24 protein-coding genes and 3 pseudogenes are annotated in these 25,763 nt (G+C 61.2%); 14 read left to right on the forward strand and 13 right to left on the reverse strand.

Annotation, left to right across the window (positions count from 1 at the left end; translation table 11 throughout):
* Positions 1–10 precede the first annotated feature (10 nt).
* Together FHT75_RS08425 and FHT75_RS08430 are read left to right on the forward strand one after the other, a co-directional pair.
* Positions 11–415 (forward strand): hypothetical protein, encoded by a 405-nt coding sequence (locus tag FHT75_RS08425; protein WP_028757658.1) that lies wholly within the window; start codon positions 11–13, stop codon positions 413–415.
* Positions 416–467: 52 nt separating this feature from the next.
* Entirely contained in the window at positions 468–860 is a 393-nt protein-coding gene (locus tag FHT75_RS08430; RefSeq protein WP_088930371.1) for a hypothetical protein, read from the forward strand.
* Between the two features lie 140 nt (positions 861–1,000).
* Here the strand turns inward: FHT75_RS08430 and FHT75_RS08435 are convergent, their stop codons facing one another.
* Positions 1,001–2,506: a DegQ family serine endoprotease gene (locus FHT75_RS08435; protein ID WP_183844673.1), complete on the reverse strand. Its 1,506-nt coding sequence runs from the start codon at positions 2,504–2,506 to the stop codon at positions 1,001–1,003.
* A 561-nt stretch (positions 2,507–3,067) separates the two neighbouring features.
* Here FHT75_RS08435 and FHT75_RS08440 point away from each other — a divergent pair.
* Together FHT75_RS08440 and FHT75_RS08445 are read left to right on the forward strand one after the other, a co-directional pair.
* Entirely contained in the window at positions 3,068–4,105 is a 1,038-nt protein-coding gene (locus FHT75_RS08440) for a LacI family DNA-binding transcriptional regulator (protein WP_048338313.1), read from the forward strand.
* A gap of 108 nt (positions 4,106–4,213) precedes the next feature.
* A complete protein-coding gene (locus FHT75_RS08445) occupies positions 4,214–5,134 on the forward strand; it encodes a LysR family transcriptional regulator (RefSeq protein WP_097595776.1) in 921 nt (306 codons plus the stop codon).
* 60 nt (positions 5,135–5,194) lie between these two features.
* On the opposite strand, the gene FHT75_RS08450 is transcribed toward FHT75_RS08445, so the two are convergent.
* Both FHT75_RS08450 and FHT75_RS08455 read right to left on the reverse strand, forming a co-directional pair.
* Positions 5,195–6,148, reverse strand: coding sequence for an NmrA/HSCARG family protein (locus FHT75_RS08450; RefSeq protein WP_183844672.1), 954 nt, complete (start codon positions 6,146–6,148; stop codon positions 5,195–5,197).
* Between the two features lie 263 nt (positions 6,149–6,411).
* Positions 6,412–7,383 (reverse strand): quinone oxidoreductase family protein, encoded by a 972-nt coding sequence (locus FHT75_RS08455; protein ID WP_183844671.1) that lies wholly within the window; start codon positions 7,381–7,383, stop codon positions 6,412–6,414.
* A 67-nt stretch (positions 7,384–7,450) separates the two neighbouring features.
* On the opposite strand from FHT75_RS08455, the gene FHT75_RS08460 reads away from it, so the two are divergent.
* Both FHT75_RS08460 and FHT75_RS08465 read left to right on the forward strand, forming a co-directional pair.
* Complete coding sequence (locus FHT75_RS08460) at positions 7,451–8,317, forward strand: LysR family transcriptional regulator (protein WP_183844670.1); 867 nt, start codon at positions 7,451–7,453, stop codon at positions 8,315–8,317.
* Between the two features lie 425 nt (positions 8,318–8,742).
* Positions 8,743–9,210 (forward strand): hypothetical protein, encoded by a 468-nt coding sequence (locus FHT75_RS08465; RefSeq protein ID WP_082008808.1) that lies wholly within the window; start codon positions 8,743–8,745, stop codon positions 9,208–9,210.
* A 97-nt stretch (positions 9,211–9,307) separates the two neighbouring features.
* Here FHT75_RS08465 and FHT75_RS08470 read toward each other — a convergent pair.
* The 5 genes and pseudogenes from FHT75_RS08470 to FHT75_RS08490 all read right to left on the reverse strand — a co-directional run.
* Positions 9,308–9,478, reverse strand: a pseudogene (locus FHT75_RS08470) (elongation factor 1-alpha C-terminal domain-related protein); the annotation flags it as partial.
* A 7-nt stretch (positions 9,479–9,485) separates the two neighbouring features.
* Positions 9,486–10,127 (reverse strand): peroxiredoxin-like family protein, encoded by a 642-nt coding sequence (locus tag FHT75_RS08475; protein WP_183844669.1) that lies wholly within the window; start codon positions 10,125–10,127, stop codon positions 9,486–9,488.
* Between the two features lie 368 nt (positions 10,128–10,495).
* Positions 10,496–11,992: a sulfate adenylyltransferase subunit CysN gene (gene cysN / locus FHT75_RS08480; RefSeq protein ID WP_063476603.1), complete on the reverse strand. Its 1,497-nt coding sequence runs from the start codon at positions 11,990–11,992 to the stop codon at positions 10,496–10,498.
* Position 11,993: 1 nt separating this feature from the next.
* Complete coding sequence (cysD, locus tag FHT75_RS08485) at positions 11,994–12,947, reverse strand: sulfate adenylyltransferase subunit CysD (RefSeq protein WP_047614166.1); 954 nt, start codon at positions 12,945–12,947, stop codon at positions 11,994–11,996.
* Positions 12,948–13,102: 155 nt separating this feature from the next.
* A complete protein-coding gene (locus FHT75_RS08490) occupies positions 13,103–13,861 on the reverse strand; it encodes a phosphoadenylyl-sulfate reductase (RefSeq protein ID WP_047614167.1) in 759 nt (252 codons plus the stop codon).
* Between the two features lie 420 nt (positions 13,862–14,281).
* On the opposite strand from FHT75_RS08490, the gene FHT75_RS08495 reads away from it, so the two are divergent.
* The 3 genes from FHT75_RS08495 (at position 14,282) to FHT75_RS08505 (ending at position 15,697) form a co-directional block, all read left to right on the forward strand.
* The gene (locus FHT75_RS08495) at positions 14,282–14,728 is read left to right on the forward strand and encodes an RrF2 family transcriptional regulator (RefSeq protein ID WP_047614168.1); all 447 of its coding nucleotides are present in this window, start codon (positions 14,282–14,284) and stop codon (positions 14,726–14,728) included.
* A 91-nt stretch (positions 14,729–14,819) separates the two neighbouring features.
* Positions 14,820–15,206: a DUF6152 family protein gene (locus tag FHT75_RS08500; RefSeq protein ID WP_025554871.1), complete on the forward strand. Its 387-nt coding sequence runs from the start codon at positions 14,820–14,822 to the stop codon at positions 15,204–15,206.
* A 17-nt stretch (positions 15,207–15,223) separates the two neighbouring features.
* Positions 15,224–15,697 carry a DUF6644 family protein gene (locus FHT75_RS08505; protein WP_063476604.1) on the forward strand — a complete coding sequence of 158 codons (474 nt, stop codon included), beginning with the start codon at positions 15,224–15,226 and terminating at the stop codon, positions 15,695–15,697.
* Positions 15,698–15,722: 25 nt separating this feature from the next.
* Here FHT75_RS08505 and FHT75_RS08510 read toward each other — a convergent pair whose 3' ends face one another.
* A complete protein-coding gene (locus tag FHT75_RS08510) occupies positions 15,723–16,262 on the reverse strand; it encodes a MarR family winged helix-turn-helix transcriptional regulator (protein WP_063476605.1) in 540 nt (179 codons plus the stop codon).
* A gap of 89 nt (positions 16,263–16,351) precedes the next feature.
* Here FHT75_RS08510 and FHT75_RS08515 point away from each other — a divergent pair, with 89 nt between their 5' ends.
* Together FHT75_RS08515 and FHT75_RS08520 are read left to right on the forward strand one after the other, a co-directional pair.
* Entirely contained in the window at positions 16,352–17,149 is a 798-nt protein-coding gene (locus tag FHT75_RS08515) for an SDR family NAD(P)-dependent oxidoreductase (protein WP_063476606.1), read from the forward strand.
* Between the two features lie 94 nt (positions 17,150–17,243).
* Entirely contained in the window at positions 17,244–18,341 is a 1,098-nt protein-coding gene (locus FHT75_RS08520) for an NADH:flavin oxidoreductase/NADH oxidase (RefSeq protein WP_063476607.1), read from the forward strand.
* A 108-nt stretch (positions 18,342–18,449) separates the two neighbouring features.
* On the opposite strand, the pseudogene FHT75_RS36355 reads toward FHT75_RS08520, so the two are convergent.
* The 4 genes and pseudogenes from FHT75_RS36355 to betI form a co-directional block, all read right to left on the reverse strand.
* Positions 18,450–18,603: pseudogene (locus FHT75_RS36355) on the reverse strand (oxidoreductase); the annotation flags it as partial.
* Positions 18,604–18,613: 10 nt separating this feature from the next.
* Entirely contained in the window at positions 18,614–20,266 is a 1,653-nt protein-coding gene (gene betA / locus FHT75_RS08525) for a choline dehydrogenase (RefSeq protein ID WP_063476608.1), read from the reverse strand.
* A gap of 187 nt (positions 20,267–20,453) precedes the next feature.
* Positions 20,454–21,917 carry a betaine-aldehyde dehydrogenase gene (betB, locus tag FHT75_RS08530; RefSeq protein WP_183844668.1) on the reverse strand — a complete coding sequence of 488 codons (1,464 nt, stop codon included), beginning with the start codon at positions 21,915–21,917 and terminating at the stop codon, positions 20,454–20,456.
* 1 nt (position 21,918) lies between these two features.
* Positions 21,919–22,555, reverse strand: a pseudogene (betI, locus tag FHT75_RS08535) (transcriptional regulator BetI).
* A gap of 139 nt (positions 22,556–22,694) precedes the next feature.
* On the opposite strand from betI, the gene FHT75_RS08540 reads away from it, so the two are divergent.
* The 3 genes from FHT75_RS08540 (at position 22,695) to FHT75_RS08550 (ending at position 25,699) form a co-directional block, all read left to right on the forward strand.
* Positions 22,695–23,291 carry an HdeD family acid-resistance protein gene (locus FHT75_RS08540; RefSeq protein ID WP_063476611.1) on the forward strand — a complete coding sequence of 199 codons (597 nt, stop codon included), beginning with the start codon at positions 22,695–22,697 and terminating at the stop codon, positions 23,289–23,291.
* 169 nt (positions 23,292–23,460) lie between these two features.
* Complete coding sequence (locus FHT75_RS08545) at positions 23,461–23,703, forward strand: type II toxin-antitoxin system ParD family antitoxin (RefSeq protein WP_047614177.1); 243 nt, start codon at positions 23,461–23,463, stop codon at positions 23,701–23,703.
* 157 nt (positions 23,704–23,860) lie between these two features.
* Entirely contained in the window at positions 23,861–25,699 is a 1,839-nt protein-coding gene (locus FHT75_RS08550; RefSeq protein WP_183844667.1) for a GGDEF domain-containing protein, read from the forward strand.
* The last annotated feature ends 64 nt before the right edge of the window (positions 25,700–25,763 follow it).

Here is a 25,763-nt window from a genome sequence, read left to right on the forward strand (position 1 = left end):
GGAGGACGCCATGTCTTCCACATCTGATCAATTCTTCGATATCGACAATTTGAGGATGCTCGATCGCATTCTGCGAAAGGCCGGCTTTCGTGGCGGCGAAACTTACGCGGCCGATGATGCTGAGATCAGCGCGACGAGTTTTCTCATTCATTGTTTCCAGACGGGCATCGTCGATGAGGCCGCGCTGAAATCGGCTCTGAAAATGTATCTGGCAACGCAGCTGAGTTCCGGTCCGCTTCCTCAGGCGATGGAGGATGGCTCTTTTGCAAGATGGCAGGATGACGGCGGCGCCCCGACGAAAGCCTATCGGATCGCGCGCTATACGGCGCCTGGGCCCACGACCGCATCGCTACGGCCATTGGGCTACCGTTTTCCCAAGACCAGACTGCCTGAACGCGTGTTCGAGATCCCCTGAACGGATCTTGCAGCGACGTCCCCCGGCTAGCCCGGTCGATCGTCGCGATGACATGACGAACAAGGAAGAAGACATGCCTCGCAATCACGCCGATCAAAGGGACGGGATCGGGAAACGCAAGATCACCGCCGTGCGCAAAAGCGCAACGGTCAGCCCGACTGCCGACGATCTGATAAGCCAGGCCCGTCACGCCCGGTCACCGTCGGCGGAGCAGGGGATTGATAGCCCTGATGACCAGGCCTATGGCGTGGCCCGCACGCATAAAGGTCCCTTCGACAACGCGACGGCATTCAGCGCTCCCACTTACGAGCATGATCTGCCGACGCGGCAGCAATTGGAGGCCGCGCAACGCAGCCAATCCGATGCGATCAAGCAGCAAGAGGCAAACCGCCAAAAAGGCAAATCCCGCATTCGCGCCAAGGCGACGAAGCTGAAATCTCCCTGAGCGGAAATGGAACGGAGCGGACTGCCGGTCCGTCGAAAAGCCCGCTCCAGGCAGGCTTCTCATTTCATGGCACAGCGCAGGCGACCTCACGCAGCCCCAAACGGCACGGCGACGAAGGTCTTGTTGCCGTCGCGGCCATCTTAGGCCGCGGTAAAGGGCACGGCGACAAAGGTTTTGTTGCCGTCGCGTTCGACGAGCAGCAGCACCGATTTGCGGCCTGATTTGCCGGCCTCCGCAATCGCGGTCTTGACGTCGCGGGCATTGTGGACCGGCCTGTCGTTCACCGAGACGATGACATCGCCGGACTGAATGCCGGCGGCGGCAGCCGATTTGTCCGGGTTGACGTCGGCGACCACCGCGCCGCTGATCGAGCGCGGCAGGTTGAGCTGCTGGCGCACGTCGGGCGTCAGATCGGCAAGACCGATGCCGAGGCTCGGCTGGCCGCTGCTCTGGCCTTGAGTGTCGGAGCTTTCGGCTGCCGCCTGCTTCTGGCCGGCCTCATTGGTGCCGACGGTAACGTTGAGATTGATCGTCTTGCCGTCGCGCCAGACGCTGAGAGCTTCCTTGGCGCCCGGCGACAGGTCGGCCACCAGCCGCGATAGGTCCTTCGGCGTCTTGACGGTCTGGCCGCCGACCGCAGTGACGATATCGCCGGGCTTCACGCCGGCACGTGCGGCCGGCGTATCGGCGGCAACGGCGGCAACCAGCGCGCCGCCTGCCTTATCGAGGCCGACGGCATCGGCGACATCCTTGGTGACCGGTTGGATCTGTACGCCGAGATAGCCGTGATCGATCGAACCGTCCTTCTGCAGCTTGGCGACGATCGCCTTGGCCTCGTCGGAAGGAATGGCGAAGCCGACGCCGACGCTGCCGCCGTTCGGCGAATAGATGGCGGTATTGATGCCGACGACATTGCCGCTGCGGTCGACCAGCGGCCCGCCTGAGTTGCCATGGTTGATCGGCGCGTCGATCTGGATGAAATCGTCATAGGGCCCGCTGTGCAGGTCGCGGCCACGCGCCGAGACGATGCCCGCCGTCACCGTCGTGCCGATGCCGAAGGGGTTGCCGATCGCCAGGATCTGGTCGCCGAGCTTCAACCTGTCGGAATCACCCCAGGCAATGGTCTGCAGCGGCTTGCCCGCCTCTATCTTCAACACGGCGACATCGGATTTCGGGTCGGTGCCGATCAGCTTGGCCGGCAGTTCCGTGCCGTCATCGAGCGTCACCTTGATGTCGACGGCATTGTCGATGACATGGTTGTTGGTGACGATCACGCCGTCGGGGCTGATGATGAAGCCCGAGCCGAGCGCCATCGCCTGCTGCGAGGGCCGGTTTTTCGGCGCCTGGCGCGGCAGCGGGATGCCCTGATCCTCGAAGAACTGACGGAACTGCTCGTCCATCGGCGACTCCTGCTGATCGGCGCTGACATTGGTCGCCTTCATGGTCGTGGTGATGGTGACGACGGCAGGCTTGTCGGCATCGACGATGGAGGCGAAGGAACCGCTGGGGGCGAGAACGCCGCCGGCATCCGAAGGCGCGGCAAAGGCGCTGGACGAATTGATCGTAAAGGGCAGGCATGCGGCGCCGGCGATGATGGCGGCCCCGACAAGAGCTGCGGTGCGATGTTTGTGGAGGATAGGTGACATGGCGGTGATCCCTTGGACGGTGGTCCCTTGCGAGAGCGTTGGTTTTGGATGGCGTCGTGGTTCCATGTCCTGGGACCTGGCGTCGGATGGCGTTTGGCGCCAATTGCTTTCATCGCAGCGCAGTCGTCGGGGGGACGGCGACCGGGCGAATGGAAGAATTCGCGCTCGGGATTCATATGATCGCGGCCAGCGGATTTACAAATTAAATATTGATCATGTTTATATTGCCGATTTGTAAGATATGACGGGGATTTAATCTTCGCTCCGATGCTTTCGGGCTGGCTGACGCTTCCGGAAATTCCGGCCGGTTTTGCCGCGCCCGAGTATCCTCCGCGACATTTTCATTCGAAAATAAATGGACTTATTCCAGGGAGTGGTGATCCGATCGCCGCAGATGCCCGTAATTTGCCGACGGACAATCCTGCTGCTGTTTCTGGACGTTGTTTCCCCGGAACCTGTTGCTCATACAAAATGTTAGTAGACTCTAAATTATTTCTTCTTCAGAAAGTGAAAATCGCGAATCGAAGGCAGGTGAGTCTCGCGTGCAGCATATGAGGGATGATGGGCAAGTCAGTGGGGCCGGGGCGGAAGGCCAGGCGCGGCGCGCATGTGAAGTTGAGCGATGTGGCGAAAAAGGTGGGGGTCAGCCCCATCACCATTTCGCGCGCGCTTCGCAATCCTGAAATCGTCTCGGAGGATCTGCGCGAGACCATCCTGCGTACGGTGAGCGAGATGGGTTATATCCCCAATCTCGCCGCTCGCGCGCTCGCCGGCCGCCATAACGGCGTTGTGGGCGTCATCACGCCCGCTTTGCACCAATACGGCTTCGCCGACCTGATGATCGGTATCGAGACTCGCTTCCGCGACGCCGAGTTCACCGTTCAATATTCCAGTACGCTGCACCATGCCAAGGGCGAGGCCGGCCTGCTGAAATCCTTCCTGACACAGAAGCCGGCCGGGGTGATCATTGCCGGCGCCGAATCCTATAGTGATCTTCTGCCGCTGATCGGCAATGCTGCCTGTCCGATCGCCCATATCACCGATCTCAGCCAGGAGCCGGAAAAGCTGGTCGTCGGCCTCGATCATCATGCCGCCGGCGCCGAACCCACCCGCTTCCTGTTGTCGAGGGGCTATGAAAGGATCGGCTTCATCGGCCGCGGCGGGGATGTCCGCTCGCGCCGCCGCATACAGGGTTATGAGGCTGCGATGCGGGAAGCCGGGCGTTTCAACCCGGATCTCGTCATCGGCGGGGATGCGGCAAGCCGCATCGGCCTCGGCAGGGAGTTGTTTTCCCGGCTGTTGCAGCGCGTGCCCGATATTGATGCCGCCTTTGCCCAGAGCGACGAACTGGCGCTTGGCGTCCTCATCGAATGCAAAGCGCGCGGTATCCGCGTGCCGGAGGATGTCGGCATCTGCGGTTTCAACGATTTGGAATTCTCTTCCTTCACCGAGCCGACGCTGACGACGGTGCACTTACCGCGTTACGATATCGGTTATCGCGTCGCCGACATGCTGCTGCGCGCCATCCGCGACGAACCGCCAGGCGAAGACAAGGTCAACTGCGGCTTCTCGATCATCCCGCGCGGCTCGACGCGCTAAGCCGGTCCGATCTGCCGAATGAAATGCGACGGACCTGTCGTAGGCGCGAACTAGGCACAGATCAGATTATTCCCTATACGGATGGAATGATGATCACTGTGCTGAAAAATGGATAACACAGGACTGTCTCTCGACAGAATGCGCACATTTGTCCGCGTCGCCGAACGCGGCAACCTGTCGATGGTCGCAAGAGAGCTAGGTATCGGTCAATCCACCGTGACGCGACACCTCAATGAACTTGAGGAGGCTGTTGGCGTCCCGCTTCTCAGCCGAACCACGCGTCGCGTGACCCTTACGGACGAAGGTAGTCGCTATTATGCGAACTGCCTTCAGATACTGCGCCTGGTCGAACAGGCCGCTGAAGAAGCGAGAGATGCCCGTCAGGCGCCTGCCGGTGCTGTTCGACTTTCTTGTACGGCTGCGCTCGGTGTGATGCACGTCACGCGCCTGATCTTTGAATTCCAGGACAAGCATCCGGACATCAGAGTCGACCTCAACCTGACGGACGAGCGCATCGACCTGGTTCGCGAAGGTGTTGACGTGGCACTTCGTCTTGGACCTCTCGCGGACAGCGCGATGAAACTTCATGCGCTCGGAGAAAGCCATCGGCTGCTGGTGGGCGCTCCGACTTATTTGTCCGTTCACGGACGGCCGCAGCACCCTGCCGATCTGTCACGCTACGAAACCGTCGTGATGTCCAATGTGGCGGGGAGCGATCGGGTCGTTCTTTCCTCTCCCGATGGCACGAGCCTGATAATCCCGGTCAGTGGAAAGCTGCGCGTCGATCACGGGCTTGCGGCGCGCGAAGCCCTTGCCGCCGGACGCGGCATTGGTCCTACACACCTCTGGCTGGTCCACGATCTTCTGGATGACGGCAGGCTCGAGGTCGTGCTTGGCGACTATCGTCCTTTGCCGGTTCCGGTAAGCTTGCTGATCGTTCCGGAGCGTGCAGCCATTGCCCGCGTTCGGCTTCTCGTCGACTTTCTTGTCGCCGAGATTTCCAAATTGCCGGGAATCAGGCCATCGTAAGTCTTTGTTTTTAAAGATATCGTTATCGCAAAACCGCTGCACAGTTTTGCGCGACATGCCTCAAAGTCCGAAGGATCGCTTATCGCCACGCCACCCCGTCGTCCTGAGATATTGTTCCCAGTTGAGCGTGTCGGGGTTCAGGCGACGGCTCCAATCGAGGTCGTGCGCCTTGCCGAAATAGCCATATTCGACAGCATATTCGACCATTCCCAGAAGCTCTCGAACGAGAAGTTCGTTGGCCGCAAACTCTGGAAAATAGTGCAGCAGGCCATCCCGGGTGAAAGCGTTTCGATATTCGGCCTTGAGGCCGGTCACGCGCTGAAAGGTTTCGACCATCTCGCGCGGAGAAATGATGTCGCCAACGATCGGCAGCGTTTTGCCGTTATAGCGCTCGGGGTTTGAGAAAATTTCGAGGACGACCGGCCCGGTCGCCGTCAGCGGATCGACAAAGGGCGCTCGGAAATCTTCAGGCAGATAAACCGGCAGGAGCAGCGTATCACCCTCCAGGCGAGGCACGTAATATTCGAGAAGATTCGTGTAGAAGAATGCCAGCATGACGAAGGAATGAGAGATCTGCAGGCCGCGAATATAATCTGCGACGCGCGCTTTGTCGGTAAAATGCGGCGCATACTTCGTCCCACCGGTAATCTTGTCGACATCCTCAAGCGTGCTGAAAACAATATGCCCGACGCCGGCCTCGACGGCGGCATCCGCCAGTTGCCGGCCGAGAGGAGCCTCGATGGTTGCTGGCGGGGCGATCGGCGGCGTCATCAGAAATGCGCCATCGGCGCCTTGGAAGGCAGCGACGAGGTCCTTTTGACGGCCAAGTTCGAGAGGGACGGCCACGATTTCAGCGCCGCCTTCCTCTAGACGTAACGCTTCGGGCGAATCCTTCTTCCGGGTTAAAGCACGCACCCGGAAACGTTGGCTCTGAAGGAGTGTCGCGGCGACGCTGCGCCCCTGTTTGCTCGTTGCGCCGGCAATCGCGATAAGTGGCTTTTCATTTGTGAACATGGAGCTTCAAACCTTTCCCTGTCATTGACGCCGACTGCGGTGCAAGGCGTCATTTTGCGGGAGGGCGGTCGGCTGTGCCGAGAGCCCACCTCAATGGCGGGCACCCTATCTCAACAGGTTCTATGGCTGTAGATATCTGAAATACATAGCATAATGCCATTTTATGGATAAATGGTGCCGTCCAAGCGTCGTCGAAACCCGCCCCGAGGACTGAAGCGCCGACAGCGATTCATAGACTCTGCCGGCGCTCTTTCTCTGAGCAATTAAGGTATCAGCAGAATACTGCCCGCCGAGCGTCCCGATTCCATCTCTTCGTGCGCCTTGGCAACATCGGCCAAACGATACTCAGCACCGATCTGCGAAACGATCCCTGTTTCCATCGCCCCGACGGCAGCCAGAGCCGCCTCGCGATATTGTCCGACGTCGGTGCACCAGGCCATGATGCTCGGATGGCAGAGCGCCTTGCCCGGACGAAGTTCCTCGACAGGTACCGGTGGAATAGCTCCGGCCGCCTGACCGATGGTGACGGCCATGCCGAATGGCCGGACAGAGCATATGCTTTTGAGAAGTGTGTCGCCGCCGATCCCGTCATAGGCGACGTCGACGCCAAGTCCGTTCGTGAGCCGCTTCACCTCGGCGACGATATCGGCGCCTCGTCCAACAATAAGGTGATCGGCCCCATAAGATGCGGCGAGTGCGGCCTTTTCCGAAGAGCTGACCGTCCCGATCACGGTGGCATCGAGCGATCTCGCCCAGCGAACGAGGATGCTCCCAAGCCCACCCGCAGCGGCATGGATCAGAACCTGAGTGCCTGCGCGCACATTGTAGGTCTTTTTCAACAGCATGTAGGCGGTCATGCCTTTGAGCAGCGAACTCGCTGCCGTTTTCGCTGAAACGGCATCAGGAAGTTTTATCGCCCTTTCAGCGGCAATATTCCTGGTAGAGCGATAGGCGCCAACCGGAGGCCCTGCATAGGCAACGCGGTCACCTTTTTGGAAGATGGAGACGCCAGGACCGACATCGTCGACGATGCCTGCCGCCTCGGCACCGATCACCGCGGGGTAGGAGGGCATGGGGTAGATGCCCTTGCGGTGATAGACGTCGAGAAAGTTGGTTCCGATCGCCTGATGACGGATCGTTATCTCGCCATCACCGGGAGGCTGACAACGGTGATGCTCAACGCGGAACTGGGTGACGTCACCGGGGGCGTCCAGCCATATGATTTGGTCAGTCATCTCGTGCTCCTTCATGGGCACAAATTAACCGGTGGCCTGATGTGTGAAAATTCCCTACTGTTTCACAATGATTGGGAGAGAATTCACAAAGATCGATTGGGACGACCTTCGGCATTTCCTGGCGCTCGCGCAGTCGGGAACGTTGCTTGGCGCCGCAAAGCAACTCGGCGTCGAACATGCCACGATCAGTCGGCGGGTTTCGTCGCTGGAAGCCAGCCTGGGGCGCAAGCTCGTAGACCGCCGCGGGCGGCGCATCATTTTAACCTCGGACGGAGAGCAGGTCGCCAGGCACGCAGCTCTTGTCGCGGCGCAGACTGCGGCAATCGAGCAGCTTGGTCGAAGCAGCGCCACGGAATTGCATGGCCATGTGAGGATCAGCGCGCCTCCCGCTCTCTCAAGCGTGCTCCTGGCAAATCCGATCGCGGCCGTCAGGCGAGACCATCCGGGTGTTCAGATCACGCTCGTCGGAGAAAAGCGCCTGGCGTCCCTGAACAGACGAGAGGCGGATATCGCCGTGCGCATGTCGCGCCCCGAGGACGGCGATTACGCCATCGTCAAGCTCGGCGAGACAAGCTTCCATCTCTACGCATCACAGACCTATCTCGAAACGGTTCCACCGTCGGACTGGACCTTCATCGGTTACGACGAAACCATGAGCGCCTCGCCGCAACAATTGCGACTGATCGAGCTGGCCGCCGGCCGGCCGATCGCCGTCAGATCATCCGTTCTGGAGTTTCAGGCCGCAACCGCAAGACTTGGCGCCGGTGTCGTCATGCTCCCCGATTTCGCCGTCCCGGAGTCCAGCGGTCTCCAGCGCATTGAGAACGAACAGGCTTTGACTCGAGAGGTCTGGCTGGTTGTCCATTCTGACATCAAAGACGTCCCCTCCGTCCGCGTCGTCGTCGATGCGCTGAAAACCGCTCTCGGGAAATAGTCAGGTCAGTTGGCTGGGTCGCAAAGCGCCAGAAGCGATGGCTGCCCGCTTACGGTCTCACGGGACCGATCAGCCCTGCAGCCATAAGCACGCGTTCAGCCACCAGCCACCAGCCACCAGCCACACGGCACCGCGATCAGCCCTCATCCCGAGGTGCGGAGGCCAAGGGCCGAAGCCTCGAAGGACGGGGGCGGGTGCTGAGCAGCCACCGTCATACTGCCGGAGCACATACGTCGTTTTATCAATAGGTTACGGTGTGCCTGGACACCAGATGATAACGCGAAATCATTAGGTTTTCTTGAAAAGTGTCCAGACCTATCTAACTCGCTCAGACAGCCCGGCCTAACCCCTTTTGGCGATATTGACTCCGATCTGCATCCTGCCAATCTGCATCCATACGTTGGAACCAATGGGAGGTTCTTGTCTTGGATGCAGTATACCCTGGGCATGAAGCAAGCGCTCACGATATTCTGGAACTGGCATCGTATTACCGAACGGCCGCGACTTTGCTTGGGGAATGCTCTCCTCGGGGCAAATCGCTGTCGCACGCTCCGCGCCGGTTTCTGGCCCTCCACTCGATCGAGCTCTACCTGAATGCGTTTCTGCTCGCCAAAGGGCGTGACCCTAAGATGATCCGCGGCCTTCACCACGACATTGGCGAGCGATCGCGATGGGCGAAGGAAGCGGGCTTAATCTTCCGAAAGCGAACGGAGGAACACTTGGCGACGCTGTCCTCCAACAGGGAATATCTCGTCACAAGATACGATCCGGCCGCCACGCTGTCGCAGGTCAACCGAGTGATGGCGACGCTCGAAGAGTTATCGCAGAAGGTGAGGAAGGTCATCGACGTGGATAAGTCGAACAACGGGAAAACTGCCGGTCCAAACCTGTGAGCATCGGCGATTCGTGCGATGACGCCTTGATGGAACCGGGCGTTTCCAACGCTTGAAGCGAACGGCGCAGGGCACCACCCATTACCCCGGAAGAGATGCCGGCGACCGTGTTGTTGGTCTCCGGGTCGATCAGGATGAAGGAGCCGGAATTGCGGTTCTGCTCATAGGGGTCGATGATCGCCGCTTCGTCGAAGACGAGCCGGACTTTGCCGATGGCGTTCATGTAGAGCCGCTGGGCGGCGTTCCAGCTGGCGGTCTTCAGCTCCAGATCGTTGTCAATGCACGACTTGGGAAGCTGCCGACATCAATTCATGGGAATTCAGTGCCTTGAATGTCTGGAGCCCAGCCTCCAGGACTTCAGTGAAGCTCCAGCGTACGATGCCCTCCCGGTCGATGAGGAACTGACCGACAAGCTGCCCGTGGTCGGCAGTCATCATCTGCTGATCGGCTTCCGTAATTTGATATCCTTCCTTCTCGTTGATGAAATCGTCCATTGCCATCACGCTCATAGGCTCGGGCAACTCGCCCGGCAGATCGATCCGTATTGCCATGACCGTGTCGATCCCGACCTCGCGTAGGCCGAAGGCTTGGTGCGAAGCCCTTATCGGGTCGGAAGCGGCAAGAAGATCGGGTATCGGATGGTAGCGGAAATAGAGCCGCGCGCGTTCGACCGGGGTGTTTACCACCGCCAGGGATTGGACGCCTTTCTCACGCAGCATCGGGTTGAGATATGCCATGGCCGCGACATGGCGCCGGCAGAACGGGCAATGCAGGCCCCGAAACAAACCGATCAGCAATGGGCTGCGGCCACGAAAATCATCAAGTGCGATCTTCCCCTCGCTCGAGATCGCATCAAACACAACGTTCGGGACTCGGTCGCCCGGTTGTAGCGGATGGTCGACATGGCTCGTGGACATTGGACAACCTCCTCGCTCGGGGATCAGTCGAGAAAAGGCGCCGAGTTAGTGCATCGAGGTCGAGATTGAGCGCTGCAAGGCCTGACCTCTCGTCTTACCGCACCGCCTGGATCCGATCTAAGAATGGCCCCACATTGGCCCGCGGGCAAGCGGAAAACAGCGAATCGTGAATTGGAAAAGTCCGTTTTCTGCAAACTCTGATTTTTTTAGCGGCCGTAGAGGCCGACACAGAAAATTGAGCTGGGGAAGCCCCTATCGCAAAGTCTCAGGTTCTGATCGGTTGTTGGCCGTTCGGCAGGGAGTCCGCCAGCCGCAGCCAGAGGATTCGGCCTCGGTAAGGGGCCAGTCTTGCTGGCCCCTATCCCTCATCAGATATCGCTTGCTGCGCTCGACCAGAGATCAGCCGCTTCGGCGGCCGTCATGCGCCGTACCTCGGCCTCATGGCTGCGGCTGGCGAAGAGTTCGCTTGCCATGATCTGCTCGGCAAGATCGGCCGGAAGCGAGAGGATGACGCGGGCTTCGCCATTGTGGAGGCCGCCGAGTTCGGTGCGCTTGCCGGTCACCATGCCGCCGGCGACCGTATTGTTGGTCTCCGGATCGATCAGGATGAAGGAACCGGAAAGCCGGTTCTGCTCATAAGGATCGAAGATCGCCGCTTCGTCGAAGACGAGCCGGACCTTGCCGATGGCGTTCATGTAGAGCCGCTGGGCGGCGTTCCAGCTGCCGGTCTTCAGCTCCAGCTGGCTGAGCGGCTGCACCTGCACACGCTGGCGGCGGCTGCCGCTCTTCAGCCAGTAGCGCTTGCCGGGCTCGATACCCTCGGGCTGGAGTGCGACGATCTGCGCGTCGAAGGCAAGGCCGACCTGCGGCTGGGCGTCGATCGAGACGATCATGTCGCCGCGCGCCACATCCACCTGGCGGTCGAGCACCAGCGTGATCGCGTCGCCGGCAACGGCGGCGTTGCGCACGAGATCGAAGGTGACGATCTTGGAGACGTTGGCGACCATGCCCGACGGCAGGATCATGACGCTGTCGCCTGGTTTGACCGAGCCGCCGGCAACCGTGCCCTGATAGCCGCGGAAGCTTTCGCCGGGACGCGAGACGCGCTGCACGGAAAGACGGAAGCCGACCGTCTGCGACGAGCGCACGGTCGCAAGCTCCAGCGTCTCCACCAGCGTCGGGCCGCTGTACCAGGGCATGGCGGCTTGGCCGGGATAGACGACGTTTTCGCCCTTCAGCGCCGACATCGGAATGGCGGTGATCTGCTTGACGCCGAGCGACAGGGCAAATTCCCGGAACTCGTGGCTGATCTTGTCGAAGCCGGCGCGGTCGTAGCCCGTCAGGTCGATCTTGTTGACGGCGAGCACGAACTGCTTGATCCCTAACAGCGAGGCGATCGTCGCGTGGCGGCGCGTCTGCTCGAGAATGCCGAAACGCGCGTCGACCAGCAGGATGGCGAGATCGGCGGTCGAGGCGCCGGTCGCCATGTTGCGGGTATACTGCTCGTGGCCGGGCGTATCGGCGACGATGAAGGAGCGCTTGTCGGTCGAGAAGTAGCGATAGGCGACATCGATGGTGATGCCCTGTTCGCGTTCGGCCTGCAGGCCGTCGAGCAGCAGCGCGAAATCGGGCAGGCCGAGATCGTTCTGCTTGCCGGTGGAATCGCGCTGCAGGGTGGCGGCCTGGTCTTCCTTGACCGCCTTGGTGTCCCAGAGCAGGCGGCCGATCAGGGTCGACTTGCCGTCATCGACGCTGCCGCAGGTAATCAGGCGCAGCGGGCGCGAGTCGCGCAGAGCTTTCTGCTGCTCGGCGGCGGGCAGGTTGACGACGGTGGCGGCCGAGACGGCGGTTTGGGCTGCGGTCATCTCAGAAATATCCTTCACGCTTCTTCTTTTCCATGGAGCCGGACTGGTCGCGATCGATGGCGCGGCCCTGGCGTTCGGACACAGTTGCAATTTCGAGTTCGGCGATCACCTCTTCGAGGGTGGTGGCCTGGGAGCGGATGGCGCCGGTCAGCGGGAAATCGCCGAGGGTGCGGAAACGGATCATGCCTTCCTGGCGGACCTCGCCGGGCAGCAGCTCCAGGCGCGGGTCTTCGGCGAGGATCATCATGCCGTCGCGCTCCACGAACGGACGCTTCTTGGCGTAGTAGAGCGGCACCAGCGGAATGTCCTCGGCCTGGATGTAGCGCCAGATATCGACTTCGGTCCAGTTCGACAGCGGGAAGGCGCGCACGCTCTCGCCCTTGCGGATCATGCCGTTATAGATGTTCCAGAGTTCCGGCCGCTGGTTGCGCGGATCCCAGCGATGGTCGGGCGTGCGGAAGGAATAGATGCGCTCCTTGGCGCGGCTGGCTTCCTCGTCGCGCCGCGCGCCGCCGAAAGCGGCGTCGAACTGGCCGGCATCGAGCGCCTGGCGCAGGCCTTCGGTCTTCATGATGTCGGTGAAGGCCGCCGATCCATGGGTAAAGGGCGTGATGTTTTCGGCAGCACCGCGCGGATTGATGTGCTCGATCAGATCGAGATCGTATTTCTTCGCGGTCTCGTCGCGGAAGGCGATCATCTCCCTGAACTTCCAGCCGGTATTCACATGCAGCAGCGGGAAAGGCACGCGGCCGGGATAGAAGGCCTTGCGCGCCAGATGCAGCAGCACCGAGGAATCCTTGCCGATCGAATAGAGCATGACGGGACGCTCGAATTCGGCTGCAACCTCGCGGAAGATATGGATGGATTCGTTTTCCAGCGCCTTCAGATGCGGGTCGAGCGGCGCCTTGGCGCTCTGGGGATTGCTGAGTTCCGTATCGAGACGGCTATCGGGCATGTCTTACTCCAGACTGTCGGTCGGTCGTTTGCGGCTCACCGCAAACAATTCCTTGATGTGGCTTCCCCAAGAATGTTGCTTTCCCTGGGAATGTTGGCTTTCCCAAGGCTGCGGCGGTCGCCGCGCCTTGATTTTTGGGAAAGCCGTGGGGTGATTTACTGTGCGGCGATCGCCGCGGCCTCTTCGGCGACATGCAGGCCGCATTCGCGCGTTTCGTCCTGCTCCCACCACCACCGGCCGGCACGTTCCGGCTCGCCGGGCTTGATCGCCCGCGTGCAGGGCTCGCAGCCGATCGAGGGATAGCCGCGCTGATGCAGCGGATTGACCGGCACGCCGTTTGCGGAAACGAAGGCCTTGATCGCCTCCAGGTCCCAATCGGCGAGCGGATTGACCTTCAACAGGTGGCGTTCGGCATCATACTCGGCAAAGGGCGTTTCCGCGCGGTTGGCCGATTGGCCGCGGCGCAGGCCGGTGATCCAGATCGCAGCACCCTCCAGCGCGCGGGCAAGCGGCTTCAGCTTGCGCACGCCGCAACAGGCATGCCGGGCTTCGACGCTCTCGTAGAAACCGTTGAGGCCGTATTGCGCCGCATAGGCGTCAATATCGGCCTTCTCCGGCTCGAAGCGGTGGATGCGGATGTCGTACTGGTTTTCGGTCTCGTCGATCAGCGCCAGCGTTTCGGGAAACAGCCGGCCGGTCTGCAGCGTCGCGACATCGATCGGCAGGCGGTGCGTGCCGATCTCGGCGGTGATCACCTGGTCCTCGATGCCGAGTGACGTCGTGAACACCACGCGGCCGCCGAGGCCGGAGACCAGCGACAGACGTCCGGCAAGGTCGAGGCCCGCCAGCCTGTCATTCAGCGCCTTGGCTTCCGCAATCGGCCCTTCTTCCAAAATTGGATTGATAGCAGTCATGAGAATCCTGTCCTTCGTTGACGGGAGTATCGCAGTTCATACGGGGATCGGACAGAAAAAGGGATTTCGAAAGCTGCGGCCGGAGGAGCAAATATCTCTCCGAAGCTGCCGCGATGCAGAAAAGCAGCCGCATGCGGATGAAAATCCACATCGGCAGCTTGAATGTCTATAGAAATAGTAGAGTTACACGCAGCCTGTCAATCCGAAATCTGAAGTGATGCCGAAAATGGTGCGGAAGGCGCGGTTTTGGCATAGATTAAGAGAGCTTGGCCGAGAGCAAAAAACAAGGCCAAAACGCTTGTCTCTCAAGGCTTTCTCCAGCGCGTTCAAATTCGGTTCATGCTGGTTGTGCCATAGAGGTGAAAGTACTTCCGTAGCAGTGCGGAAATTCGCGCTGCCTGTGTGTGTCGATGGTCAAAAATGATTACGCAAAAGGCGAAATATGCGCTGCGGGCGCTCACGGTCTTGGCTGACGCCGATGCCGGAGAACCGGTGATGATTTCCGATATCGCGGCGCAACAGAAGATCCCGAAGAAGTTTCTCGAACAGATCCTGCTCGACCTGAAACATCACGGCGTCGTCGCCAGCCGCCGCGGCAAGCAGGGCGGTTATCTCCTCCTCAAGCCCGCCCACACGATCACTTTCGGTGAGATCCTGCGCATCATCGACGGCCCGATCGCCCCGCTTCCCTGTCTCTCGATCACCGCCTATCGCCAGTGCGACGATTGCGACGGCGAACAGAACTGCCAGATCCGCCACGTCTTCGCCAAGGTCGCCGACGCCACCCGCAAGGTGCTGTTCTCGACGACCATCGCCGATGCCGTCGCTCCAAAACACAGCGCCGAAGTCACCCGGCTGCTGGCCTGAAGATCGCGCATCTTTCTTCAAGATTTGGTGAAATCCCTTTTCTTCCAGCCGGCATGCTCCACCTGCCTGCCCATAGGGTAGGGAGGACATCATGTTCAGAATCTCAGCACAGCGCATCATCGCTGCGGCCATGCTGTCGACGGCTTTCGCCACCGGCGCCATTGCCCATCATGGCTGGTCCTGGGCCGAGGCGGATCAGATCGAGCTTGCCGGCACCATCGAGAAGATCTCCATGGGCGGGCCGCATCCGACCCTTGACGTCGCCACCGCCAATGACGGCGTCTGGCTGGTCGAGCTCGGCAATCCGCGCCAGACGGAACGCTCCGGCTTCGTCGAAGGTGTCGCCAAGCCCGGCGATAAGGTCGTGGCGCTTGGAAACCGTTCGCAGGATCCAAAGGAGAAGCGGCTGAAGGCGGTGCGCCTCACCATCGGCGAAAAGCGCTACGATATCTATCCCGACCGCATCAAGACGAACTGATCCGGGCCAACCGAGCTGTGATCGACATTCTCGAATGGCTGTCAGCCACGGCACCTGCGGCCGCGCTCCGGCGCTCCGGAACGCTCTACATGTTCGTCAACGCCGCCCATATCCTGGCGATCGGCCTTCTCGTCGGCGCCATCCTGCCGCTTGATCTCAGGCTCGCCGGCTTCTTCCGCAGGGTGCCGGTCGAGATCGTTGCGCTGTTTCTCTCCCGCTGCGCCGGCATCGGCCTTGCCGCGGCTCTTGTCACCGGCTTCTGCCTGTTCAGCGTCCGGGCGGTCGAATATGCCGGCAATCCCGCCTTCCTCGCCAAGCTCGGGCTGATTGCCTTCGGATTACTCAACGTGCTCGTGGTGCATACTGGGCAGGGTTGGCGAACGGCAATCCGGGCCGGCATTCTGCGCCCTGCCATAAAGGTTTCGGCGGCTCTGTCGGCGGTGACATGGATCGCCGCACTTGTGGCGGGACGCTGGATCGGATTTCTCTGATGCGATTCGGCGACAAGGGCGGGGGTCAGCCTCTCAGCACGCGCCGCGCCTCGTAAGCTTCCAGGAACTCCGGAGAAGCGACATCATCGGCCAGCGCGCGAAGCGCAGAAGCGGAACGACCCAGGACCACCTCAACGCGTTGGTTAGCGTCAGCCCACAAGACCAAGGCCTCGTGCAGACGATGCTCACCAGACGTCGTCAGCGTCGCATGCTTCGTGCGGCCATCGTGTTCGTCCGGCATGAGCCCGACCAGTCCGTCCCGGACCAGCGGGCGAAGTGCGTGGGTCAACGCGGAGATGCTGACGGCGAGGCGCTCGGCCAGGGATTGCAGGGTAGGCCATTGATGGCCGCCTTCGCGCAACGCAGCTATCTGGGTCAGAAGCCCGACCTGGGTGGCCTTCAGGCCGGTTGGCGCTACCGCATCGTCATAGAGTTGGCCTAGTCGCCGTGACGCGCGTCGAAGAGCGGTGTTTGTGCACACAAGTTCGGACAGGAGTTCGGGCGGGCTCAGCCTGCCCCCACGCAGTTCCTCTCCAAGATTGCCAATCGAAAGTTTCTTACCCATCTCGCCAAAATAGTTGAGCACTCAGCCATTGACAAGAGTCAGATCTAGCCATACTTAAACTTGAGCACTCAACCAAATAGGAATTTGACATGTCTGTATCGCTTAAGCCTGTTGCCGTCGTCACCGGCGCCTCTGCCGGCATCGGCGCTGTGTACGCCCAACGCCTTGCCGAACGGGGCTATGACCTCATCCTCGTAGCCCGGCGCGCCGATCGTCTGAAGGCGCTCTCGGCCAAACTGGACGCTGCCCACGGCACGACAGTCGAGGTCGTGGAAGCAGACCTCACGAAAGATGCCGACGTGACCCGTGTCGAAAATATGCTGAAGGCGAATTCGGCGATCACGCTCCTCGTCAATAACGCCGGCAACTCAACGCTGGCTCCGGTGGCCCAGACCTCGGAGGAAGACGCGGCAGCGATGATCGCACTCAACGTCACCGCGCTCTCGCGCCTGACGCGTGCCATTCTGCCCGCATTCCTCGACCGCAACGACGGCGCGATCATCAATGTCGCTTCCGTCCTGTCCTTCCACGCCCTGCCCATCAGCGCGATCTACAGCGGCACCAAGGGCTATGTGATGAATTTCAGCCGGGGCCTGCAGCAGGAACTGGCTGAGACCAATGTCCGTCTGCAACTCGTCATGCCGGCAGCCACGGCGACCGAACTCTGGGATTTGTCAGGCGTGCCGCTGGCATCGCTCAACCAGGCGACGGTTATGACATCCGAAAACCTGGTCGATGCGGCCCTGGCCGGTTTCGACAAGGGCGAAGACATTACGCTGCCATCCGTTGCCGACGCCACTCTATGGGATAAGTTCGACGAAGCCCGATCCGCGCTCTTCGCCGCGACGCAGACCGGTGAACCTGCGCCCCGTTACCGCGCCGTCTAAGTATCCGAGGGATCGACCGCACGGAGTAACGCCTGCGCCGGCCGGCGTCGGAGGAGCCGTGCGGGAGATCGATATTCATCTTAAGGAGATCCCCTTGCCCAGCTTATTCGACCAATACACGCTGAAAGGCGTGACGCTCCGAAACCGGATCGCAATTTCCCCCATGTGCCAATATTCCGCGATCGATGGCCTTCCCAACGACTGGCACAGCGTCCATCTCACAAGCTTGGCGCGCGGCGGCGCCGGCCTCGTCAACGTCGAAGCCACCGCCGTCTCCCCGGAGGGCCGGATCACGCCGGGCTGCACCGGTCTTTGGAATGATGACCAGGCAGAGGCCTTTGCGCCGATCGTCGCCGGTATCGAAAAGGCCGGCGCGGTCGCGGGGATCCAGATCGGCCATGCCGGCCGCAAGGGCAGTGCAAACCGTCCTTGGGAAGGTGACGATCATATCGCCGACGGCGATCCCCGCGGCTGGGACACCATCGCACCATCCGCCATCGCATTCGGCGGCGGCTTAAAGAAGGTGCCGCGCGCCATGACGAAGGCCGACATCGATCGCGTCCGTGGCGACTTTGTCGCTGCGGCGATCCGCGCGCGTGACATCGGATTCCGCTGGCTCGTGCTGCATTTTGCGCATGGCTACCTCGGCCAAAGCTTCTTCTCGTCGCATTCAAACCAGCGTGACGACGAATATGGCGGCAGCGCCGATAACCGCGGACGCTTCCTCTTGGAGACGCTGGCGGCCGTTCGTGAGGTCTGGCCCGAGGATCGTCCGCTGACGGCTCGCTTCGGCGTCATCGAGTTTGATGGCCGTGACGAGGAAACCCTGCAGGACGCGATAGAACTCGTCGGAAAATTCAAAGTGGCCGGCCTCGACTTCATTGACGTCAGCCTCGGTTTCTCGACCCCCGCCGCCAATATTCCCTGGGGCCCGGGGTTCATCGCGCCTTACGCCGATCGGGTCCGGAAGGCGGCAGCCCTGCCCGGTGCGGCGAGTTGGAACATCACTCAGCCGGAGCAAGCGGACGAGCTCATCCGAAGCGGACAGCTCGACCTGGTGATGGTCGGCAAGGCGATGCTCGCCGATCCGCATTGGCCCTACGCGGCCGCGCGCAAGCTCGGTGTCGAGCGTCCGTCCTGGACATTGCCTGCCCCCTACGCACATTGGCTCGCCGCCTACCGCACTGCCTGAGTGATCGGGGCTCTCGGACTCGTTGAGGGCCCCTCGTTCTCTTCGCTTTGAAAAAACGCGAAGCACGGCCGCTGATTCACGGTTGCGATGTCATAGACACATCGCGCCTCACGTCAGACGGTTGAGCCGTGGCCGGAGCAGGATTTCCTTGATACGACATCTCAGGCACGTTCACCGCGACAGCGACGGTTCGGGCGAACGTGTCGGGACCGACGATCTTGCTTACGAATTCCGTCGTGCCGGCCTGAATGTCCTTCACTGATGTTGGTTTCTCATCGGTCGCTGACGGCCGCGCGCGGATTGATCCACGGTTCCTGGTTCGAGCGTGCCAGCGGCTGTTTGCCGAGGATATGGTCGGCCGCCTTTTCTCCGGTCATGATCGAGGGTCCGTTCAGGTTGCCATAGGTCACGTGCGGGAAGATCGAGCTGTCGGCGACACGCAGGCCGTCGACGCCGATCACCCGCGTTTGCGGGTCGACCACCGCCATCGGATCGTCCTTGGCGCCCATGCGGCAGGTGCCGCAAGGGTGATAGGCGCTTTCCAGATGTTCGCGCAGGAAGGCGTCGATTTGTTCATCGCTCTGCACGCCTTCGCCCGGTTGGATCTCCGGGCCGCGATAGTCGTTGAAGGCGCTCTGGCCGAAGATCTCGCGGGTGAGGCGCACGCAGTGGCGGAATTTTTCCCAATCCTCGGCATGGCTCATATAGTTGAAGCGCAGCACCGGATCGGCCTTGGGGTCTGCGGAGCGCAAGCTCACGCTGCCGCGCGATTTCGACAGGTTGTAGCCGACATGGACCTGGAAGCCGTGGCTTTTCGCCGCCGCCTTGCCGTCATAGCTGATCGCCACCGGCAGGAAATGGTATTGGATGTCGGGCTGCTTCAGCCCCGGTGCCGAGCGCAGGAAGGCGCAGGCTTCGAACTGGTTGGAGGCGCCGAGACCGCCACGCGAGAGCAGCCATTGCGCGCCGGCCACGCCCTGCCAGAACCATGGTAGCCACGAATAGAGCGACACCGGCTTGGTGCTCACCTGCTGGAAGTAGAATTCCATATGGTCCTGCAGGTTGGCGCCGACGCCCGGCCGGTCGGCTTTGACTTCAATGCCCATGTCCTGCAGATGGCCGCCGGGACCGATGCCCGACAGCATCAGGAGCTTCGGCGAATTGAAGGAGGAGGCCGAGACGATCACCTCGCGGTTCGCCTTCACCACCTCGATCTTGCCCTTGCGTTCGATCTCGACGCCGGTGGCGCGTCCGTCCTCGATCACGATCTTCCGCGCCAGGCCGTAGACGATCCCGACATTATCGCGCTTCAGCGCCGGTTTCAGATAGGCATTGGCGGCAGACCAGCGGCGACCGCCGAAGATGGTCTGCTCCATCAGCCCGAAACCTTCCTGCTTGCTGCCGTTGTAATCCTCTGTCGTCTCGAAGCCTGCCTGTTTGCCGGCCTCGATGAAGGCGCGGAACAGCGGATTGGTGAAGCCGCCGCGCTGCACGTGTAGCGGCCCGTCCGTGCCGCGCCAGCCCTCTTCGCCGCCATGCGAATGCTCCATCCGCTTGAAATAGGGAAGCACGTCGGCATAGGCCCAGCCGCTGGCGCCGAGTTCCTCCCAGCGGTTGAAGTCTTCGGCATGGCCGCGCACATAGACCATGCCGTTGATCGAGGAGGAGCCGCCGATTACCTTGCCGCGCGGCGCGGTGATGCGCCTATTGTTGAGGTTTGCCTCCGGCTCGGAGAGATAACCCCAGTTATACCGCTTCATGCTCATCGGCCAGGCAAGGGCTGCCGGCATCTGGATGAACGGCCCGAAATCGCTGCCGCCGGCCTCGATGACAAGGACGCTGTTCTTGCCGTCTTCCGACAGGCGATAGGCGAGGGCGGAACCGGCCGAGCCCGAGCCGATGATGACGAAATCTGCTTGTTGCATGACGTTCCCTTAGATTCTTTGCAACGGTTCCGAAGACCCGGCCCCAAACCCCTCCCCACAAGGGGAGGGCTTAACTTGCGGCACTGCCTCACTTCAAAATCAGCGCCGTAAGCGATGCGATGGAAGGAGGGCAGAACCGGTGCCCCGGATTGGCCCCTCCCTCTTGTGGGGAGGGGTCTTCACTCCTTCAATAAGGCGCCACCACCGGGCCCATGCCGACATAGACCGTCTTCAGCTCGGAATAATGCTCCAGCGCGGCCAGCGAATTCTCGCGGCCGAAGCCGGATTGTTTCGAGCCGCCGAAGGGGATTTCCACCGGGCAGAGATTGTAGGTGTTGATCCAGAGCGTGCCCGCCTCCAGCCGGTCGACGACGCGGTGGGCGCGGGTGAGGTCGGCGGTGAAGACGCCGCCGGAGAGGCCGAATTCGCTGGCATTGGCCCGCGCGATCACCTCGTCCTCCGCGTCGAAATCGAGCACTGACATGACAGGCCCGAAGATCTCCTCGCGGGCGATGCTCATGTCGTCGGTGACATCGGCAAACACCGTCGGCTGCACGTAATAGCCTTCGCCGGAGACGTTGTTCGGAATGCCGCCGCCGGCAATCAGCGTTGCGCCCTCGGCCTTGCCCTTCTCGATGTAGGAGATCACCTTCTCGCGCTGTGCCCAGGAGACCATCGGGCCGATCTGCGTCGCCTCGTCCATCGGATCGCCGATCAGCATCGCCTCGGTGCGGGCCTTCAGCCGCTTCAGGAACTCGGCTTTGATCGTCTTCTGTACGAAGACGCGCGTGCCGTTCGAGCAGACCTGGCCGGTCGAATAGAAATTGCCGAGCATCGCGCCCCCGACCGCCGAATCGAGATCGGCATCGTCGAAGACGATCAGCGGCGACTTGCCGCCGAGTTCCATCGTCACATGCTTGAGGTTGCCGGCCGCCGCCGCCGCGACCCTGCGGCCCGTCGGCACCGATCCGGTCAGCGATACCTTGGCGACGTCGGGATGGTTGACGAGCAGCGGCCCGGTGTCGCGGTCGCCCTGGATCACATTGAAGAGCCCCTTCGGCAGTCCCGCCTCATAAAGGATCTCGGCGATCTTCAATGCGCCGAGCGGCGTGTTCTCGGACGGTTTGAACACCATGGCATTGCCGCAGACAAGCGCCGGCGCAGCCTTCCAGCAGGCGATCTGCTGCGGATAGTTCCAGGCGCCGATGCCGACGCAGACGCCGAGCGGCACCCGCTTGGTATAGGCAAAGTCCTGGCCGAGCGGGATCTGCGAACCGTTGAGACCGGCCGGCGCAATACCGCCGAAGAATTCGAAGGCATCGGCACCCGAGGTCGGGTCGGCGACGATTGTCTCCTGGATCGGCTTGCCGGTATCGAGCGTTTCCAGTTCGGAGAGTGCCTGGTTTCTCTCGCGCATGATGTCGGCAGCCCGCTTCAGGATGCGCCCGCGCGCCATCGGGCTCATCGCCGCCCACTCCGGTTGGGCGCGTTTGGCCGCCGTGATCGCCCGCTCGACGATCGCAGGCGTTGCGGCATGCAGCCGGGCGATCACTTCGCCGGTCGCGGGATAGAGGCTCTCGATGACGGTGCCGTCGGTATCCTCGACATATTCGCCGTCGATGAAGTGCGACGCTTTCGGCTGGGCTTTCATGTCATTTGTCCTTGGGTGGTTCGATGGGGTCGTCCCTTCTCCCCTCGGGAAGAAGGGGAGGCGGTGGCCAGGAGCGCATTCAGGTAATCCTCGGTCAGCGCGATCGAGGCTTCGATGCCGATCGGCGCGGATTTCAGACTTTGCCTGATATAGAGCCCGTCGATCATCGCCGCAGCGCCTTCGGCGATGCGTTCTGCGGCGTCAGCCGGCAGGAGTGCTTTCAGATCGGCCAAGAGATTGGAACGCAGCCGCCGGGCATAGATCACCAGGAAACGGCGGGTCTCTTCCGAGCGCTGCGCCTCGGCGTAGAAGGCGAGCCAGGCGGCAATCGTCTCCGGCGCGAACTGGTCGGCGTGGAAGCTGACGCGGATGACGGCCGAAAGCCGCGCCCGCGGCGTTCTGACCGCCTTGAGTGCTGCCACCGTATCACTGCGCAGCTGTCGGAGAAGCGAGCGGATCGTCTCGATCAGCAATTGCTCCTTGCTGCCGAAATAATGATGGGCCAGGGCTGGCGACACGCCGGCCTGCCGGGCAATGTCGGACATGGTGACGGCAAGCGAGCCGTGATCGCCGATCACCCGCAGCGCCGCATCGACAAGCGCCTTGCGGCGCATTGGCTCCATTCCGACCTTTGGCAAGCTGCCAGCTCCTGTAAAAATTGAAGCAGGTTATTTTTGATTGACTGATCAATCAATAAAAATCTTTCTCGATTTGATCTGGCGCAGATCTTTCCGTGAAAAATTGCTGCAACATATTCCAAATCTCAGGAGGTGCATCATGGCCGATGTCTTTGAGGGAACACCGACATCTTCACTGCAGTCGAAATGGATCTGGTTCGTCGGCCTCGGCGTGGTGTTGCTCGTCTGCGGTCTGATCGCGCTCGGCAATCTGATGCTCGCCACCGTCGTCTCGGTCTACTATGTCGGCATGCTCATGCTGTTCGGCGGCGTGATCTATCTCGTCCATGCCTTCCAGGTGCGCGGCTGGGATCACGCGCTGTTCTGGGTGCTGAGCGGCCTGCTCTACCTGCTTGCCGGCATCTGCGCCTTCATCAATCCGATCCTCACCTCGGTGGCGCTGACGCTGTTCCTCTCTTTAACCCTCGTCATCGCCGGCGTCTTCCGCACCTGGGTCGGCATGCGCATGAAGCCCACCAAGGGCTGGCGCTGGATCGTCGCAAGCGGCGTCATCACCGCCCTTGCCGGTTTCGTCATTGCGCTTGGCTGGCCGGTGAACAGTCTCTGGATTCTCGGCCTGTTCCTGGCCGCCGACCTCATTATCCAGGGTTGGACGATGATTGCCTTCGGCATCGGCATCCGCAGTGGGGCTGTGGAAAGTGATGCTCCGGCGTCGCTTTCCGACCGTTCTTTTTGACAAGGGGATGACAGGGGATTAGACTTTAAGGGTTAATGCCGGTCCAAAGACAGAGGACCGGCTACGTGCGAATGCACCAAGGCACCGGCTGGTATCGCCGAGAATGCTGAAAATGGTCATGCGTCCCCCAGAGGCAGGGTTCTGCCTGATCAGAAAAGGGAGGAAGTTCATGCCGATGGTCACCGTATCCATCTCTCCGCAACAGGCAGCGGGTATCCGCGCCGCCGTCGACAATGGCGGCTATGCCTCGAGCAGCGAGGTCGTCCGCGAAGCGCTGCGCCTGTGGGATACCGCCCGCAAGCTCAACGAATTCCGGGACGATGTCCTCGACGATGAGGGCGCTCCATCCGGCGGCAGATGTGTCGCCGACATGTTCGCCGATCACGAGGCGGAGCGCCGTCGTTCCGCCTGAGCAAGCATTTGATTGCATTTGAAAAATTGAATAAACGCGGAACGCGCGGCGAGTCTCTGCGCGTTTCATAAAACCTTCACACTGGCGAAAGAGTTCGTTGATCCTTCTGCGGCATGTTCCGGACGAAAAGAACAAGTCACAGTGGAGATCCGCCACAATGAATACCGGCCACGTGAAGACCGACATGTCTTTGGTTGCTACCGTCGAGCCGGGTGTTCTGCGCCGCTACGCCAGCGATCAAATCATCACGCTTGCCAAGCTCGTGGTCGAGAACGCCTTCCAGCCGATCGTCGAGGCCGGCACCGGCACGGTCTTCGGTTATGAATCCCTGATGCGCGGCCAGGAACGCATCGGCTACGACACGCCGGTCGAACTCCTCGACGAGGCCCATCAGCTCGGCCAGCTGCTGCAGCTCGAACAGATGCTCGCCAGCCGGGCGCTCGCCAAATTCGCCACGCTGTCGAATTTTGCGACCTCCACGCTATTCCTTAATCTCGACGTCCGGCTGATCCCGCATGGCGAACGCCTGGTCGAGAACCTGCTACAGCATCTGCGCAAGGCCAATATTCCGCCATCCTCAGTCTGCTTCGAATTCTCCGAACGTTTCGACAATACCAGCGTGCCGGAATTTTCCGCCCTGGTGTCCAGGCTGCGCAAGGCCGGTTTCAAGCTGGCGATCGACGATTTCGGCGTCGGTCACGGCGAGATGAAGCTGCTCTGCGATTATGCCGTCGATTACCTGAAGATCGATCGACATTTCGTCGCCGAGATCGACCGCAGCCCGCGCAAGCGCCATCTGTTGAAGAGCATCGTCAACATCGCCCATGTGCTCGGTACCCGTGTCATCGCCGAAGGCATCGAGACCGAGGCCGAATTCATCGCCTGCCGCGAATACGGCGTCGACCTCGTCCAGGGCTGGTTCATCTCCCGCCCGACGACGCATATATCGGAGCTGACGCCGTCATTCCCGCATCTGCAGGAGCTCGGCAAGAGCAAGCGGGGCAGCCAATCGCTCGACGAAATCCTCATCCGCAAGCAGATCGAACTGTTGCCGACGGTTTATGAGAATGACAGCATTGACAGCGTCTTCGAACTCTTCCGCCGCAATCCGCGCCAGGCCTTCTTTCCGGTTCTGAATGCCAATGACGAGCCGCGCGGCATCATCCACGAGCATCACCTCAAGGAATATATCTACCAGCCCTTCGGCCGCGATCTCCTGAAGAACAAGATGTATGAGCGCTCCATCTCGCATTTCGTCGAGATGGCGCCGATCGTCGGCCTCGATAGCGATGCCGAGCAGTTGATGGCGATCTTCGCCAATATGGAGGGCAGCAACTGCCTGATCCTGACTGATAATATGCGTTATGCCGGCGTCGTCTCCGCCGCCTCGCTGATCAAGGTCATCAACGAGAAGCAGCTGAAGACCGCCCAGGACCAGAACCCGCTGACCGGCCTGCCGGGCAATCGCGCCATCCGCGATTTCATGCGCCAGTCCGGCCGCGACGGCGATGAGGTCCGCCACTTCTGCTATTGCGACTTCGACAATTTCAAGCCGTTCAACGATGCCTACGGCTTCCATCTCGGCGACCACGCGATCTCGCTGTTTGCCGCGCTGATGCGCCGCTATTTCTTCGCCGAGCGCCATTTCCTCGGCCATGTCGGCGGCGACGATTTCTTTATCGGCGTCGTCGGCTGGACCGAGGAAGAGCTGAAGGAGATCCTCGACCGGCTGATCAGCGATTTCCATGACGATGTGCGCGATCTCTATTCCGACGAGGACCGGGCCGCCGGCCGCATCCTCGGTCACGATCGCACCGGCGCCGAAGCCCTGTTTCCGCTGATGCGCTGCTCGATCGGCGTCATCGAACTGCCGGAAGGCCTCGTCATCGACGATATCAACCGCGTCAGCGCCGAGATCGCCATCATCAAGTCGGCCGCCAAGGAAAGCGAGGAAGGGCTCGTCTTCCACCTCCTACAGCGCCGCGCGTCTTTCTAGACGCGCAAAGGACGCTGTAGCACTGATGCAGTGGCCGAGGCGAATTGACGCCCTTGCCACTTCC

Source organism: Rhizobium sp. BK112, from assembly GCF_014193215.1.
Classification (GTDB): domain Bacteria; phylum Pseudomonadota; class Alphaproteobacteria; order Rhizobiales; family Rhizobiaceae; genus Rhizobium; species Rhizobium anhuiense.

What these genes read in the sequence shown, in the direction of transcription:
- FHT75_RS08425 (WP_028757658.1), top strand. Translation starts at nt 11, where the DNA reads ATGTCTTCCACATCTGATCAATTCTTCGATATCGACAATTTGAGGATG.
- FHT75_RS08430 (WP_088930371.1), top strand. Translation starts at nt 468, where the DNA reads ATGACGAACAAGGAAGAAGACATGCCTCGCAATCACGCCGATCAAAGG.
- FHT75_RS08435 (WP_183844673.1), bottom strand. Translation starts at nt 2,506, where the DNA reads ATGTCACCTATCCTCCACAAACATCGCACCGCAGCTCTTGTCGGGGCC.
- FHT75_RS08440 (WP_048338313.1), top strand. Translation starts at nt 3,068, where the DNA reads ATGGGCAAGTCAGTGGGGCCGGGGCGGAAGGCCAGGCGCGGCGCGCAT.
- FHT75_RS08445 (WP_097595776.1), top strand. Translation starts at nt 4,214, where the DNA reads ATGGATAACACAGGACTGTCTCTCGACAGAATGCGCACATTTGTCCGC.
- FHT75_RS08450 (WP_183844672.1), bottom strand. Translation starts at nt 6,148, where the DNA reads ATGTTCACAAATGAAAAGCCACTTATCGCGATTGCCGGCGCAACGAGC.
- FHT75_RS08455 (WP_183844671.1), bottom strand. Translation starts at nt 7,383, where the DNA reads ATGACTGACCAAATCATATGGCTGGACGCCCCCGGTGACGTCACCCAG.
- FHT75_RS08460 (WP_183844670.1), top strand. Translation starts at nt 7,451, where the DNA reads ATGATTGGGAGAGAATTCACAAAGATCGATTGGGACGACCTTCGGCAT.
- FHT75_RS08475 (WP_183844669.1), bottom strand. Translation starts at nt 10,127, where the DNA reads ATGTCCACGAGCCATGTCGACCATCCGCTACAACCGGGCGACCGAGTC.
- cysN (WP_063476603.1), bottom strand. Translation starts at nt 11,992, where the DNA reads ATGACCGCAGCCCAAACCGCCGTCTCGGCCGCCACCGTCGTCAACCTG.
- cysD (WP_047614166.1), bottom strand. Translation starts at nt 12,947, where the DNA reads ATGCCCGATAGCCGTCTCGATACGGAACTCAGCAATCCCCAGAGCGCC.
- FHT75_RS08490 (WP_047614167.1), bottom strand. Translation starts at nt 13,861, where the DNA reads ATGACTGCTATCAATCCAATTTTGGAAGAAGGGCCGATTGCGGAAGCC.
- FHT75_RS08495 (WP_047614168.1), top strand. Translation starts at nt 14,282, where the DNA reads ATGATTACGCAAAAGGCGAAATATGCGCTGCGGGCGCTCACGGTCTTG.
- FHT75_RS08500 (WP_025554871.1), top strand. Translation starts at nt 14,820, where the DNA reads ATGTTCAGAATCTCAGCACAGCGCATCATCGCTGCGGCCATGCTGTCG.
- FHT75_RS08510 (WP_063476605.1), bottom strand. Translation starts at nt 16,262, where the DNA reads ATGGGTAAGAAACTTTCGATTGGCAATCTTGGAGAGGAACTGCGTGGG.
- FHT75_RS08515 (WP_063476606.1), top strand. Translation starts at nt 16,352, where the DNA reads ATGTCTGTATCGCTTAAGCCTGTTGCCGTCGTCACCGGCGCCTCTGCC.
- betA (WP_063476608.1), bottom strand. Translation starts at nt 20,266, where the DNA reads ATGCAACAAGCAGATTTCGTCATCATCGGCTCGGGCTCGGCCGGTTCC.
- betB (WP_183844668.1), bottom strand. Translation starts at nt 21,917, where the DNA reads ATGAAAGCCCAGCCGAAAGCGTCGCACTTCATCGACGGCGAATATGTC.
- FHT75_RS08540 (WP_063476611.1), top strand. Translation starts at nt 22,695, where the DNA reads ATGGCCGATGTCTTTGAGGGAACACCGACATCTTCACTGCAGTCGAAA.
- FHT75_RS08545 (WP_047614177.1), top strand. Translation starts at nt 23,461, where the DNA reads ATGCCGATGGTCACCGTATCCATCTCTCCGCAACAGGCAGCGGGTATC.
- FHT75_RS08550 (WP_183844667.1), top strand. Translation starts at nt 23,861, where the DNA reads ATGAATACCGGCCACGTGAAGACCGACATGTCTTTGGTTGCTACCGTC.